The following is a 14,494-nucleotide window of genomic DNA, read 5'->3' as shown; positions in this document are numbered from 1 at the left end:
CGAACGAGACCTGATTTCATGACCACCCATACCGCGCTGATAGTTGACGATGAGCCGGATATCCGGGAACTGTTGGACATCACTCTGACCCGAATGGGCATTACGACCCTCCTGGCACCAGACATTACTACGGCAAAAAGTCTGCTGCAGGGTGCCACGGTCGATCTCTGCCTGACGGACATGAACCTGCCGGACGGTAATGGCATTGAGCTTGTCCAGTGGATTCAACAGCAAAGTCCGAATACACCGGCGGCCGTTATCACCGCTTATGGCAGTATGGATACAGCAATTGAAGCCCTGAAAGCGGGCGCTTTTGACTTTGTGTCAAAACCCGTTGAGTTACCTCGACTGCGGGACCTGGTCAACAGCGCGTTAAAATTATCAGAACCGGCTTCTACTCACAGTATCGAAGGCGATGAGCCGGGGCTGTTACTGGGGCAGTCGCCCGAGATCAAGCGCTTGCGCAATCAAACCCGTAAGCTCGCCAGGAGCCAGGCACCGGTATTTATCAGCGGTGAATCCGGCAGCGGCAAAGAGCTGGTGGCGCGGATGGTCCACCTACAGGGCCCAAGAGCCGATGGTCCTTTTATAGCGGTGAACTGTGGTGCCATACCGTCAGAATTGATGGAAAGTGAATTTTTCGGTCACAAAAAAGGCAGCTTTACGGGCGCCACCGACAACAAGGATGGGCTCTTCCGATCCGCAAACGGCGGTACGCTGTTCCTGGATGAGGTTGCGGACTTGCCGCTGGCTATGCAGGTCAAGCTGTTGCGGGCCATTCAGGAAAAAGCCGTGCGACCGGTTGGCGAGCCAAAAGAATTCGCAGTGGATATCCGGGTGCTGAGTGCCACGCATAAAAACCTTCCGGAGCTGGTGCAATCTGGCCAATTCCGCCAGGACCTATTCTACCGGATCAACGTTATTGAACTGATGGTGCCGCCCTTACGAGCGCGACCCGACGATATTCCTCTGCTCGCCCATCACATACTGACGCGCATTGCCAAGGAATACGAATGTGCGCCCGCGATACTGACCAAAGAAGCCATTGACCGCTTAAAAAGCTACGGCTTCCCAGGCAACGTGAGAGAACTGGAAAACATTCTTGAGCGCGCCTTTACGCTGTGCGATGCCGATAACATCGATGCCGATGAGCTCCAGCTTGGCAGCACACCGAAGACGCCCGATCAGGTGGAACAAGCGCCCAAAGGTGAAGGCGTGCCCTTGCCGGAAGGGGAGCTCGACTTGGAAAACTACCTTGAAACGATAGAACGTCAGGCCATTGAGAGGGCACTGGAGGCGACCCGATGGAATAAAACGGCGGCGGCTAAACGCTTGGGGATCAGTTTTCGTGCGCTGAGATACAAGTTGAAGAAATTGGGAATGGAATAACAATCGTTCGGACAGATGCAGCAGCGTAGAAGGCCAATCACTCACACCTTGTCACTGATATCGCTTGCAGCAACTACAAACCCAAAACAGCTATCATCCCCCGCCCGGACATGACGTCTGAAAGGGTGATGGATATCGATTAGAACCCTTTAACTCTAAATACAGGACGTATAAGAGATGAATTCCAGTATGGACACGCCAGGATACACCTTACTTGAAGTTCTGATAGTTATGGCCCTGATGGCCATAGCCTCGGGCATTGCCCTTCCCGGCATTTTAAATCTTGTTGAAAGCTCCCACAAACGAACCACAATAACCAATCTGATATCCGGATTTAATTTAGCCAGAACTATCGCTATTCAGGAAGGCACCTCAGTCACTATCTGCCCGCTCGACATCCATGGACTATGTAGCCGTGATTGGTCAAAACCCATCATTCTGTTTCGCGACCCAGACAGAACACGGCAGCTAAGACAACAAAATCAGATCTTACGCACCATCGGACCACCATCAACTGGCCGGCTCACAATCAATACCGCAAATCGTCGCTACTTTGGGTACCGAGCCACTGGCATGGCGCGCTCGGCCATCGGAAACATCATTTGGTGTCCAGACAACAACATGGACACCAACGCAATTCAGCTTCGCATCAACATGGGAGGCCGCCTGGGACACGCGCAGGACAGGGACGGGGATGGTATTGTCGAAGGTTCCGACGGCCAGGCCATTACCTGCACGAATGATCCCTAGCTCTACTCCCAGTCTATCCGCTGGCCGGTCGAGAGTAAGGCAAATGTATTGCCACCTTGGCCGTTTTTTGGCTGCGCCTCAATTCGAAAGCTGGTGGCATTTGTGTTCGCCGCAACGATCACCAGATCGTAATATTTTGGAGTGCCTTCTATCGGGGCTTCGGCAGGAAATATCCCTCCAGCGCCCAGCACAGCCCCAGTGTATGTTGAATTCTGGGTGTGAAACCGCTCAAGACGACTCGCAAGAGCCATAAGCGCGCCTTTCGCATCTGTTGCCCGAGCGTCCCTCACATATTGTTCATACCTAGGTACGGCAATCGCCGCCAGTATGCCGATAACGGCAACCACAACCATCAACTCAAGTAACGTAAAACCTGTTTGCCCACCTACCTTTCGAAACATCTTGATCACCAATTTAGAGTCCAATTGACCAATACTTAATAAGTGCATTTAGCCCACTACAGGGCAGTGGGCTAAATGACTTATGGCTCCAACAGTTCCTGCCAACCAAGGCGCCCTGTACGTTGCCCGGATTCGCCGACCTCAACTTCACGTTTCTCTGGCTTTTCTGGCGTATTGAGGTACTGGTAGTCGTCAAGAAAAGCGGTTCCACCCGTGCCTTGATTATTGCTCTTTTCACCAACGTACAGACCGTCATTACTATCAATCAATCCATCACCGTTGGTATCAAATATCGGCTTTTCGGGATTCGAACCATCCTGGTCCACTGACATTAACCAAGAGGACCCACCGCCTTCACAGGCGGATTGAGATGGTGTGAATGTTTCAAAAAAAACAATTTCACCGCGGAGTTGAGCAGGATTGATGACTCGCTCACCTGATTCAGGCAAATCCATGCGCCAGCCATACTCTCGCCCGTTACCACTGGAGTTGTCCCAATCAATCAGGCTGCTGCTGCTCTTTCTAAGCCGTTTTGTAGCGGTGACAACCTCACTGAGGGTCTGGTCTACCAAGTTTGTCCTGACAAGTGCTGGATCGCCACGATCCCAAACACCATAAAATGTCTGTAAGGACGTGTCACTTGCATCGCCTTGAGTGAAGTAACGACCGGTGCCAAAGTACACCATGTAGTTCTCGCCATTGCTGCCTTCGCTACCCGCCGGTGCATTGACGTTTCGGATCACCAAAGGGCGTGTGGATATTGGCTGAGGATTGCCCACGCTGTCTGTGGCCGTATAGAGCGGCACAGGTAAAGCACCAGCGCTGTTTCCATCCTTGAAGGCAGATTCCCACTGACCAGAATTCGAAGAACTCACATCCACGACCCACATATTTCCAGACTGGTCGCCGCCGTACACACGATCAATGATTGAGTCGCCATCGGTGTCTATTGGCTGCACCGCAGATAAACCACCAGTATCGGCCAATTCGATGAACTCATAGTCCGCCCCCTCAGTCCAGGATCCCGATAGGCCACCATCCATGTAGACGATGAAAACACCGGTCTTTTCATCCAGAGGATCTGTACCGTTTGACAGTCCATTCCCCAGTATCAAGGCCCAACGACCGTTAGGCATAAGCCCCACCGAGGGCTCGCTCAAAGCGTAATTTAATCGTCGGTCGTGATTCTCGTTGAATTCCCACAAAACCAGATCGTCCGCGTTCGCTTCAGAAAAAGTACTGGGATCGGTTACGTCCAAGGCGAAAAACCCAACGCCACCGTTCCGCAAACCGCCAATTAACGCAGTCCTCCAGGCGGCACTGCCTGTGGGTGATGCCTTGGTGTATATGTCAACGGCCTGGGGTGTGAGGTCAACGTAATATCGATGCCCGTAATCTGGCTGTGTTAGATAACTGAGACCGGCACCGGAATCAGTTGAGAATACAGAGCGTGGAACATAACCAAGAATTTCCTGGCCACCGCCATCGGTCGTCAACGCCTTGCCGTTAAAGCCGTGAAGCATACCATCGTTGGAGCCCACGTAAATGACAGGCGTGCGGCCTCTCGCGGTAATATTCTTAAATCTCGAGTAACGATCACCAGCCACACCAAAATTACCAGCATCCGGCCAATCCAATTTCGGATCCCCTACAAATAGGGGGGTTGAGTGGACAATATCGCCGAGCACATTGGCGCGATTCCGAAACGCCTGACCTTCGCCAGTCCTGGTGCCGCGAAGGTAATTCAAACGGCGTTCGGCCAACGTCAAATCTGGCAGGCCCAGCGGCAAATTTGAGCGAGCCAGATCGGCAATCTGACCGGTATCAAGAACCAAGGGATCCCAGCGGAAAGGCACACCATCGGCACTGTCATTGGAATAGGTCACGATCACCCGGTTTCCCGGAGCCTGGTTGTCGAGTTGTGTGGCGGCACTCCACGATGCAGTCGTGGCAACGTCGCCGGTATTGGCATCCAGCGCTCGGGCGGACAAATCACCGCTCCAGGCGGTAGAATTGAATGAAGCGCTGAACACAAGACTGTCTGAATTCAAGGTACCCGTGTTAAATGATACGCTCGATGCATTGCCGATCGAGGCAATAATATCCCGGAGTGCGGAGGCCAACTCACGGCGCAAATCAGCTGGCGTGGATGCATTGAACATTTCGCCGCGGCCGTTTACCGACGCATGGTAAAGATCGTCAATCATTCTCCTGTCACGTGTCCCTGTATCCGGCCAGGTTGGTGGATTTGAATACGCGTCGGCAACATTGTTGTGCGTAACACCAAACACTTGTCCCTGTGCGCCCAAGCCAGCCGTATAAGTATTCATGTGAATATTGGCATTGCAATCAAGACTCGCATCGGGCGTTGCCAAATTACACCCGGAGGGAACTCTAACCTTACCCACGGTCAGATCCGGCCTCAGGTTTTCCAGGTAATATTTGTACGCAATATCTCCCAGCGAACTGCTGTAAGCATCCTGATACGGCGAGCCTGCACTTCCATCTGCGTTGTTAATGCCGCCAACCGTGCTGTTATCGGAAAAACCATCCGTAAACAGTAGCGTGAAGTTTTTTTGACATTCCTGAGCAATAGGGGCGTCAGTGTCGGTTCTTTTCAACTGCAACGCTGCATGGTTGAGGGCTTCACGATTGGGTGTTCCCCCACTGCTGACGTAATTGTACTGCTCAGTAAGAAAGGCCGTAACGTCCGTCGAACTGTCCATATCATACATGGACACATCCCGACGGTTGTTGATCCAAAACAACCCAACCTGAATGCCCCCGAGGCCCTGGAATGCGCTGGCCAGACCGCCACGGATGGATTGGTGTCTCCGGCGGTAATAGGTAAACCAGTTGGCAAAATTGGTAATTTCCTCCGCGTAAGTTCGCGACTGGCTAGCGCCAGTGTCATCAGTATAGGAATAGGATGAAGTGATAGGTTTTATGTCCACTCGCGTCAAACACTCCCCTCCTGGACCGATCGCGTCTACCCCAGAAAACTGCGAGGTATCGGCCACAAACTGACCGTAATGAGAGGGGTCGGGATCGGTAGTACAGTTACGGGTAACACTTGCCCGCGGTGTTGACGTTGTTGATACCGCTCCAACAGGTTCGGCCAATTCCGGCGTAATTAATACTTGGTCAAGGTAAACGTTCGCTTCACGGTGGCGAATTCTTAAACTTTCGCTGGAAAACGCACTCGAAAAGTTCAATTTGGCCCAAGGTTCCCAGACCCAACTTTCGCTTGCAGTATGTCCCTGCCACCATTGGTTCCAGTCTTCACCGGCGGAAGTTACCCAGGTCTCATTCCCAGGCGTGATTTCAGTGAAGTCTCCCTGAACTTTTCCAACCATGTTTAACCAGAATGAGTCGGAATTCCCATCAGGCATGCGGCGTCGAAGCCAAATAACGTGATCCCCGGCCTGCTTGGGCTCAAAACTGAAATCCAACTGACTGACACTGGCCAAAGGCGGTGTATCGAGTGAGCTGACAACTGTAGCGTCAACACCCGCGTAGTCATTCACGGATGCTGAATCAATAAGCGTCAGATTCGAAATGGTGCTGGTTGGCGACGAGGCCTTTTGAAACGCACCCATTACTGTGGCGTCTTCGGCTTCTAGAAGAACAGACTTGGTTGCGTCATAGACAGAGCCGCCCAAGGTTGGCGTGTAAGTATATTCCCCAGAGGTGCGAACCACGTAATAATGGGCGGGGAAATAAGTATAGTCCTTCGTGCCCGTTGAACCGCAGCGACCTCCCGCGTCAGTGCATGGCATATCAGCATCACTAACCGTAAAACCCCAGTCGGCCTTACCCGCAGTATTAATATTTGCGGTGAGATCCAAGTTTGTTTGACTTGAGCGTCTGGCATCAAATGGTGCTGACGTGGGCTCAATGTCATTAAACGTTAATCCGCCATAAGATGGCCATGGGTCATACTGAACATTTGGGTCATAGTAGGATTTGTTGAATGCACCGCTCCTTGCGAACGCGAACGGTTTGATCGGCGGCACGGCATAATGACCCGATAGAATTTTTCTCCCGTCATAGGTGCCATTCCGTCCATTAGGGATAATGTACGTGTATTTCCCACCATTGCTCTGTGAGAGAACCCCTGTCTCGCCAGCATCATTGAGGGTGCCATCTGATTTAACGAACGAACCGTTCTCATCCAACCAGAGGGCGCCGTCGTTTGCGCTAAATAGGGTCTCGAAGTCCATGCTGCCTGAGTCATCTATCGCCAGCATTACATTGTGTTTAACAGTGCCGGAGAGAAACAGTGGTTCATCAGCCGGCTCGACCAGCGCCGAGTAACCAGCGGCTGGCAGGGTAAATACCAATCCGGCTAGAACGTTTAAAGTGTGCCGATAGCGTGTGTTCATAAACAGAACTCCGATGCTGAAAAAGGCTAACCGCCCTTCCCGTAATAAACCTCAATGATTCGACGCGACTGACCGGTCCGACCTGAACTCCAAGCGACAATGCGGAAACCTTCTGGAGGAGCGGCAGACCCTGCGCCGCCATAATTACCAACGGCAAGGTCGTTAATTTGCTCCTGATTCGTCACTTGACCAACATGTTCAATCAGATAACGGGGCACTTCGGCTAACTCCGTGGTTGGGAATCCTGTGGCAGCAACCGAAGGTGACCCGCTGCCGCTAGCCCACGTGGTTGCAGCGTATATATTGGGCGCGGTTGCTTGATTGTACAGCCCACTCAGAACACCAAAATTGCCCAATGTAACTGTGTTGTTTTCCAGCACCCGCTCTGCCTCGCGGGCGGCGTATTCTGCAGCCTCCAATGCAATCTGGCCATCCCGTATTGCCGACACCATGCGTTCCTGTAATGAGACACGCTGCATAGAAGCAATTGCCAAAAGTGAAAGCACTAACAGAATTAAAAGGCTGGTTAATAAGGCTGCCCCAGTTTGCTTGCAGACAACCGACAAACGGAAATGAGTCACGGCTTACATCCTGTTTCTGATGGTCGATGTCATGGTGTAGACGCGGCGCAAACGTAGGTCACTGCCATCGACAGCGGCTCCGTTAAATGTTACGGCCTGCGCACTATCGAAGACATTATCTTGTGCAGACTGAATCAGCAGGCTGATACGAACCGCAATCACATCCTCCATGTCGGCAACAGCAGCGGCGGTTCTGTATGCATTGGTGTTTCCGTCGCCATTGGTATCCTCTCCATACAATATTTGCATATCCTGAACGCCATCAATCAATTCTATGTCTTGCGTGCCTCCGGCTGTACCACCGGTCAACACTCCCCGCCGCATGAACAGCGCCGGACGTCCGTCTGCACCAGTGCCAATAAAATAAGTTTCGGTATAGGGCAACAAGACCGAAGCACCTGCATCATAAAGTTGAGACAAGCAATTGGCACCCCCACCGCCACCGGCGCAAGTCCCGCTATTCTTGCCATTGCCGGGAGTGACCGTTGCACCGGAGTTATGCTGAATTTTGTCTCCGCCAGTCGGAAGTTGGGTTACCTGAAAAATATCCCCGCCGCGGCAGTTGCTAATGAGGAGAATGTCGGACACGCTTAAAAGGCTGGTTGATGTCACATCTAGTATGGCGGAGGAATTCGGCATCGGTGCATCGATCTGTATGCCCGCAGAGCCACGGGTGCCGCGAACGGTAACGGTGTCAGTGCCGTCGACGATATTATCTGTACCGTCGGTATTATTGTCGGTGCCATCGAGCCCCGAACCAAATCCCAAGACGTTGGCGTCATAACCGGCGCCAGTGTCATCAAGGTTATTGAACACAGCGCCACCGGTCACACACCCCCAATAATCCGCATTGCGAATCGCCTTTGTAACAATTTCAGTGCCAACCCTCGCCGTCTCTTGCACATTTGCACTGGCGGCGGTCGTATCAAAGGCCTGACGGTTACTGACGAAGATTTGCACCAGCCCAACCGTGAGTATTAGTCCCACAGCCCCTGCCACCATAAACTCAATCAGGGACACGCCAGACTGCCTACTAAGATTCGTTCCAGTCATTGATCGATCCTCGCACGCAGAGTATACGTCTGAGCTTCGGCGTCGTTGCCAAGTCCTCGCTCTGTCCAGTTGATTGTCACTGCCGCAATACCACCCGCGTAATTCACGGATCCCGTTGCACCGGGAATATCCGCCTGGAGGTTCTGAAGCCACTCATCAGCGTCCCACGCTGCCAAGTTGGTAGGTGTACAACTTGGCAAGCAGTTGGTTGCGCCGGAGATAGCAGTAACACTGTTGTACTGCCCGGTCTCGACCGCACCCATATTCGCGCGCATGCGCTCAACTATCTCGTAGGCGTGAATGTTAACCAAAGATCGGACATTCGAATTGTTGGTTGATTTCAGTGCAAGGCTCTGCATGCCGGCCACGCCAAGCAAGCCAATGGCAAAAATCAGCATCGCAATCAACACTTCAATCATGCTCAAGCCACGTTGTGCGGACTTCGTAATTATCATGAGGCTCGTTCCTACTAATTACAGGCAGAGTTATCGGTTCTTATGCGACCAGAGAAACCTACGCACACGAAACTGCTTCCAGTTATATTTGGGCTGCTCACACTAAGCTCAAATTCCGACGTCGTAGCTGGTGAAGGCGTAAGAAAACCATTTCCTCGAAAGCCGATCTGCGATAGTGCTCCTGCCGTCGCCAGAGTTAGACTGTCGTCAAAGTCCTCGTAACGCCGCAACTCTTCTGCACCAGCAAAAATGTTGTCTCCATTCGCGTCCAGCCAAACCATAACGCCGCTGTCCCAACTCGCACCATCGGCGGGTCTCACGTTAACCGTTCGTCCCGCTTTGACTGCCTCGCTTCTGGCAAAATTGAGCGTTCCAACCAAACCATTGACCGTAGACGACACCCGGTTATTGGCAATCAACTGAGTGAAAGATGGCACCGCATAAGCGGCAGCAATACCGATCAAGACAATCACGACCATCAATTCGATGAGCGTGAAACCCGATTGAGATTTTCTTCGCGAAGTTAAGGCTAGAGACATAAATCACTTCCATTCAGACGTAGTTGAACATTAAACATTGGTCAGCGGGCGTACCACGACTTAACGACGAACGGCCATTCAGGGGGGACAATCGGTAGGTTGGTCAGCAACACTGTGACCATGGTCCATTTTGCGGGCCTTGTCAGGCAAACAAACTAAGACACCTCTACTGCATCAATACGCAACTCACGCGGCATAGAGAACACGATGTTCTCCTCACGGCCCGCCACTTCCTCAGGCACTTCGCCGCCCAGCGCGCGCAAGCGCTCGATCACTTCGTTCACCAGCACTTCCGGCGCCGACGCGCCAGCGGTAACACCGACAACTTGCTTGCCGTCGATCCATTTGGGGTCAATTTGTCCGGCTTCGTCGATCAGATGCGCGGGGGTGCCCATTCGTTCGGCTAGCTCGCGTAGGCGGTTGGAGTTGGAACTGTTGGGTGAGCCGACCACCAACATCAGGTCGCAATCGGCGGCAAGCTGCTTGACGGCATCCTGGCGATTTTGGGTGGCGTAGCAGATGTCGTCCTTGCGGGGCCCCTGTATCCTGGGGAACCTTGCTCGCAACGAATCGATGACCTTGGCCGTATCGTCCATCGACAAGGTCGTTTGGGTCACGTACGCCAATTTCGAGGGATCTTTTACGGCCAGACCCGCCACGTCGCTTTCGTCTTCAACCAGATAAATAGCCCCACCTTTACTGTGGTCATACTGCCCCATGGTGCCTTCCACTTCCGGGTGGCCATGATGACCGATCAGGACACACTCGTGGCCATCACGGCTATAACGCATGACTTCCATATGTACCTTGGTGACCAGCGGACAGGTGGCATCAAACACTTTCAGCCCTCGACGGGCGGCTTCGTGCTGGACCGCCTGAGACACACCATGAGCGCTGAAAATGACCAAGCGATCATCGGGCACCTCGTGCAGTTCGTCGACAAAAACCGCGCCTCGATCCCGCAGGTTGTTAACCACAAATTTATTGTGGACGACCTCATGACGCACATAGATCGGTGCACCAAACACATCCAACGCCCGGTTTACAATCTCAATGGCGCGATCGACGCCGGCACAGAAGCCGCGCGGATTGGCGAGTCGGATTTGCATGGTGGAATTCAACCTTTTGGTCAGTGGCTGGCTTGCGCCGGCTCCACATCAATGATTTCAACGTCAAAGATCAGTGTACGCCCGGCGAGGGGGTGATTAAAGTCGACGGTCACCTGATCACCTTCAACGTGCTGCACAACACCCGGAAGCTCGCTTTGGCGGGCATCCGCAAAGGAAATCATCACCCCCGGCTCCAGCACCATGTCGGCGTTAAAATCCGAGCGCTTAAACATTTGGACATTGCTGGGATTGTGCTGGCCAAAGGCATTTTCCGGTGGCACGTCGTAAGTGGCCCGGTCACCCGCTTTCATCCCCAACAGGTAAGCCTCAAAATTCTCTGGCAGGTTGTCGTCGCCAATTTCAAGTGTCGCCGGGGTCTTATCGAACGTGCTGTCGATAATCTGGCCATCGGTGAATTTCAGCGCAAAATTCAACGTTACTCGTGTGCCTTTGTCCACCGGCAATTCATTCATCAGGCAAACCCTCTTTAATCCGATTTCGCTGACGGTTTTCGAAACATGTCGATCACCATCATAACGGCACCGATGCTGATGGCGGTATCGGCCAGATTAAACGCCGGAAAATGATAGCCGCCCCAGTAGAAGTGCAAGAAATCAACCACGTAACCATGAACCACGCGATCATACACATTGCCCAGAGCCCCACCAAGGAGGAGCACAATGGCAATCGCCATCCAGGTTTCATGGCGCTTAAGCGTCAGCAACCACCGCACCAACACAACACTGACCCCCAATGCCAGGATGACAAAAAACCAGCGTTGCCAGCCATCCGCGCCCGCGAGAAAACTGAAAGCGGCGCCGGTGTTGTGCAACAGCGTCAAGTTAAACAGTGGCGCTACCGGCAACGGCTGGCCATAGGTCAGCCAGGCAGTCGCCAGGGCCTTGGTTCCCAGGTCCGCCGCCACCACCAAGACCGCCAGCCAGAGCCAGCGAATCATGGAGTGAGGACGATGGTCAGCGGTCATGACGTGCTCCATCAGGCGAATGCCCGGGCTTCACCCTGGCCTTCCACGTTGTCGATGCACCGACCACAGAGATCGGGATGATTGGCGTGCTGCCCCACATCGGCCCGGTGGTGCCAGCAGCGTTCACATTTTGTGTATTGCGCCGGCGTAATTTTTACGCGCAAACCTTCAAAACTGGTCGGTAGCGCCTCCCCTGCCTCACTCAGAGGACGCACTGAAGCCTCAGAGGTGATCAGCACAAAACGGAGTTCTTCTCCCAAACGCTCAAGTTTCTCGCCCAGCTCACGCTCACAATACAACGTCACCTCAGCGGTCAAGGCACCTTTGATCTCGCCCCGTCCGCGCGCCTCTTCCAGGCACTTATTGACGGCTTCCTTGATATTGTAAAGTTCCGCCCAGTAGTCACGACCCAGCTTCGCATCTTCAGGCAACGCTGCAAGGTTGTCGTACCAGGTTTCAAAGAACACGCTCTCTCCCCGCTCACCGGGCAGATGCTGCCAAATCTCGTCCGCCGTAAAGCTCAAAATCGGCGCGATCCAACGCACCAGCGCTTCCACGACGTGGAACAAAGCTGTCTGACAGGACCGTCGCGCCAAGCTGTCGGCCTGGGTGGTGTACTGGCGATCTTTGATGATATCGAGGTAGAAACCACCCAGCGTGGCTTCACAGAAGTTATAAATTTTCTGGTAGATCTTCAGGAAGCTGTAGTTCTGGTAGTCTTCATGGAGCTCATTCTGCAACGCTCGTGTGCGGTCCACCATCCAGCGGTCAAGTGCCAGCATGTCGGCGGGCGCCACTGTGTGCTGCGCAGGATCAAAACCAGTCAGGTTACTCAGCAAAAAGCGCGAGGTGTTGCGAATGCGGCGATAGCCATCGGCCGTCTGGCGCAAAATGTCTTTCGATACCGTCATCTCACCACTGTAATCCGTGGCGGCGACCCAGAGTCGCAATATGTCAGCCCCCAGCTCGTTCATCACTTCCTGGGGTGCAATGACATTGCCCACCGACTTCGACATCTTGCGACCCTGGCCATCCACGGTAAACCCGTGGGTCAGTACTTGCTTGTAGGGTGCGGTGCCGTTAATCGCGATGGAGGTTTTCAGTGACGACTGGAACCAGCCTCGATGCTGATCCGATCCTTCCAGGTACATGTCGGCTGGAAATTGCCCCAATTCGGCACGCTTACGCAGCACCGAAGCGTGAGTGACGCCTGAGTCAAACCACACGTCCAGGGTGTCCGTGACCTTTTCATACTGACTGGCATCCGCGCCCAGCAGGGTTTCCGCATCCAGCTCGTACCAGGCATCAATACCGCCTTCCTCGACCTGCTTGGCAACCGCTTCAATCAGTCGCCCCGTATCAGGGTGCAGTTCTTGGGTTTCTCTATGGATGAACAACGTAATGGGCACACCCCATGTGCGCTGACGGGAAATACACCAGTCTGGAGACTGTTCGATCATCGCCTCAATACGGTTCTGGCCCCAGCCTGGCACCCAACGGACGCCCTTAATCGCTTCCAGAGCATCACGGCGCAAATGATTCTTGTCCATGCTGATAAACCATTGCGGCGTCGCCCGATAGATGAGGGGGGTTTTGGTTCGCCAGCAGTGAGGGTAGCTATGCCGGAATTTTTCACTGCGCACCAGTTTACCCTCCCGAATCAACGCCTGGCACACAGGCTCATCGGCCTTGTAGACATGGATACCCGCGAATTCCCCGGCTGCCTGGGTGTAGGTGCCGTCAGCCTGGACCAGATTCAGCGTCTCGATGCCATAATCTTTGCCTACAACAAAATCTTCCACACCATGATCCGGTGCTGTATGCACGGCGCCTGTCCCCGCATCCGTGGACACGTGTTCGCCAAGAATAATCGGCACTTGCTTGTCGTAGATCGGATGGTGCAGCAACTGCTGTTCCAGCGCTTGTCCTTTGCACGTGGCAAGCGTTCGGGCGCCGGCCACTTCCCACCGTGCCATGATCTCATCCACCATGTCGGCCGCCAGGATCATGCGCTCCGGACCGTTGCCCACATCGACTTGCACCAGCGCGTAATCGAAGTTCGCGTTCAGCGATACCGCCTGATTAGCGGGGATGGTCCAGGGGGTCGTGGTCCAGATCACCACCGAAATATCGCCTTCACCCTCACGGGTGCTGAACAATGCCTGCACTTTCTGCGGATCCGCCACCGTAAATCGCACATCAATCTGGGTAGAAGTTTTATCCTGGTACTCCACCTCGGCTTCCGCCAGCGCGGACTGGCCGACAACACTCCAATACACCGGTTTGAAACCACGAACCAAATGGCCTTTACCGGCAATATCACCCAGGGCCCGGATGATGTCCGCTTCCACTTTGGGGTCCATGGTCAGGTAGGGTTTGTCCCACTCACCCATCACACCGAGGCGAACAAAATCGTCTCTTTGGCCGGCAACCTGTTTCTCGGCATAGTCCCGACAGGCTTGTCGAAACGTTTTGTAGTCTACCTTGACGCCCGCCTTGCCAATCTCCTGCTCGACTTTGTGCTCGATGGGCAACCCGTGACAGTCCCAGCCTGGCACGTATGGCGCGTCATACCCCATAAATCCACGAGACTTGACAATCATGTCCTTCAGAATCTTATTAACCGCGTGACCAATGTGGATACTGCCGTTGGCGTAGGGAGGACCGTCGTGGAGAATGAACTTTTCACGACCGGCCCTGGCCTGGCGCAGTTTTCCGTAGACATCAATATCCTGCCAGTGTTTGAGCATTTCCGGCTCGCGTTTGGCTAGATTGCCGCGCATTGGAAACGCGGTCTCGGGCAGGTTCAGGGTATGCTTATAGTCGCTCATGAGTCTCTGTTAATGC

The 14,494-nt window shown here is 53.6% G+C and carries 12 protein-coding genes; 2 read left to right on the top strand and 10 right to left on the bottom strand.

The window, feature by feature from the left end; translation table 11 throughout:
- Window positions 1-18: 18 nt before the first annotated feature.
- Together GRX64_RS09265 and GRX64_RS09260 are read left to right on the top strand one after the other, a co-directional pair.
- Window positions 19-1,389 carry a sigma-54-dependent transcriptional regulator gene (locus GRX64_RS09265; RefSeq protein WP_166266469.1) on the top strand — a complete coding sequence of 457 codons (1,371 nt, stop codon included), beginning with the start codon at window positions 19-21 and terminating at the stop codon, window positions 1,387-1,389.
- 177 nt (window positions 1,390-1,566) lie between these two features.
- Complete coding sequence (locus GRX64_RS09260; protein ID WP_166266519.1) at window positions 1,567-2,139, top strand: GspH/FimT family pseudopilin; 573 nt, start codon at window positions 1,567-1,569, stop codon at window positions 2,137-2,139.
- A gap of 2 nt (window positions 2,140-2,141) precedes the next feature.
- On the opposite strand, the gene GRX64_RS19720 is transcribed toward GRX64_RS09260, so the two are convergent.
- The 10 genes from GRX64_RS19720 to ileS form a co-directional block, all read right to left on the bottom strand.
- Complete coding sequence (locus tag GRX64_RS19720) at window positions 2,142-2,588, bottom strand: type IV pilin protein (protein ID WP_166266466.1); 447 nt, start codon at window positions 2,586-2,588, stop codon at window positions 2,142-2,144.
- Between the two features lie 32 nt (window positions 2,589-2,620).
- On the bottom strand, window positions 2,621-6,925 hold the full coding sequence (locus tag GRX64_RS09250; RefSeq protein WP_166266463.1) for a pilus assembly protein: 4,305 nt from the start codon (window positions 6,923-6,925) through the stop codon (window positions 2,621-2,623).
- Window positions 6,926-6,951: 26 nt separating this feature from the next.
- Complete coding sequence (locus GRX64_RS09245; protein ID WP_166266460.1) at window positions 6,952-7,506, bottom strand: pilus assembly PilX family protein; 555 nt, start codon at window positions 7,504-7,506, stop codon at window positions 6,952-6,954.
- Window positions 7,507-7,509: 3 nt separating this feature from the next.
- Window positions 7,510-8,559, bottom strand: a complete 1,050-nt coding sequence (locus GRX64_RS09240; RefSeq protein WP_166266458.1) for a PilW family protein — start codon at window positions 8,557-8,559, stop codon at window positions 7,510-7,512.
- On the bottom strand, window positions 8,556-9,014 hold the full coding sequence (gene pilV / locus GRX64_RS09235; protein WP_166266455.1) for a type IV pilus modification protein PilV: 459 nt from the start codon (window positions 9,012-9,014) through the stop codon (window positions 8,556-8,558). Before pilV ends, GRX64_RS09240 begins: the two co-directional genes overlap by 4 nt.
- 14 nt (window positions 9,015-9,028) lie before the next feature.
- Window positions 9,029-9,553 (bottom strand): GspH/FimT family pseudopilin, encoded by a 525-nt coding sequence (locus GRX64_RS09230; protein ID WP_166266517.1) that lies wholly within the window; start codon window positions 9,551-9,553, stop codon window positions 9,029-9,031.
- 155 nt (window positions 9,554-9,708) lie between these two features.
- Window positions 9,709-10,662, bottom strand: a complete 954-nt coding sequence (ispH, locus tag GRX64_RS09225) for a 4-hydroxy-3-methylbut-2-enyl diphosphate reductase (protein ID WP_166266452.1) — start codon at window positions 10,660-10,662, stop codon at window positions 9,709-9,711.
- 20 nt (window positions 10,663-10,682) lie between these two features.
- On the bottom strand, window positions 10,683-11,135 hold the full coding sequence (fkpB, locus tag GRX64_RS09220; protein WP_166266449.1) for an FKBP-type peptidyl-prolyl cis-trans isomerase: 453 nt from the start codon (window positions 11,133-11,135) through the stop codon (window positions 10,683-10,685).
- A 14-nt stretch (window positions 11,136-11,149) separates the two neighbouring features.
- Window positions 11,150-11,659, bottom strand: a complete 510-nt coding sequence (lspA, locus tag GRX64_RS09215) for a signal peptidase II (protein WP_427901653.1) — start codon at window positions 11,657-11,659, stop codon at window positions 11,150-11,152.
- Window positions 11,659-14,478, bottom strand: a complete 2,820-nt coding sequence (gene ileS / locus GRX64_RS09210) for an isoleucine--tRNA ligase (protein ID WP_166266443.1) — start codon at window positions 14,476-14,478, stop codon at window positions 11,659-11,661. The genes lspA and ileS overlap by 1 nt, the downstream gene beginning before the upstream one ends.
- Window positions 14,479-14,494 lie beyond the last annotated feature (16 nt).

Source organism: Marinobacter caseinilyticus (assembly GCF_011074955.1).
Classification (GTDB): Bacteria; Pseudomonadota; Gammaproteobacteria; order Pseudomonadales; family Oleiphilaceae; genus Marinobacter; species Marinobacter caseinilyticus.
This window is presented reverse-complemented; position numbering and strand designations above follow the sequence as displayed.

What these genes read in the sequence shown, in the direction of transcription:
- fkpB (WP_166266449.1), bottom strand. Translation starts at nt 11,135, where the DNA reads ATGAATGAATTGCCGGTGGACAAAGGCACACGAGTAACGTTGAATTTT.
- GRX64_RS09240 (WP_166266458.1), bottom strand. Translation starts at nt 8,559, where the DNA reads ATGACTGGAACGAATCTTAGTAGGCAGTCTGGCGTGTCCCTGATTGAG.
- GRX64_RS09265 (WP_166266469.1), top strand. Translation starts at nt 19, where the DNA reads ATGACCACCCATACCGCGCTGATAGTTGACGATGAGCCGGATATCCGG.
- GRX64_RS09230 (WP_166266517.1), bottom strand. Translation starts at nt 9,553, where the DNA reads ATGTCTCTAGCCTTAACTTCGCGAAGAAAATCTCAATCGGGTTTCACG.
- GRX64_RS19720 (WP_166266466.1), bottom strand. Translation starts at nt 2,588, where the DNA reads ATGCACTTATTAAGTATTGGTCAATTGGACTCTAAATTGGTGATCAAG.
- pilV (WP_166266455.1), bottom strand. Translation starts at nt 9,014, where the DNA reads ATGATAATTACGAAGTCCGCACAACGTGGCTTGAGCATGATTGAAGTG.
- lspA (WP_427901653.1), bottom strand. Translation starts at nt 11,659, where the DNA reads ATGGAGCACGTCATGACCGCTGACCATCGTCCTCACTCCATGATTCGC.
- ispH (WP_166266452.1), bottom strand. Translation starts at nt 10,662, where the DNA reads ATGCAAATCCGACTCGCCAATCCGCGCGGCTTCTGTGCCGGCGTCGAT.
- GRX64_RS09260 (WP_166266519.1), top strand. Translation starts at nt 1,567, where the DNA reads ATGAATTCCAGTATGGACACGCCAGGATACACCTTACTTGAAGTTCTG.
- GRX64_RS09250 (WP_166266463.1), bottom strand. Translation starts at nt 6,925, where the DNA reads ATGAACACACGCTATCGGCACACTTTAAACGTTCTAGCCGGATTGGTA.
- ileS (WP_166266443.1), bottom strand. Translation starts at nt 14,478, where the DNA reads ATGAGCGACTATAAGCATACCCTGAACCTGCCCGAGACCGCGTTTCCA.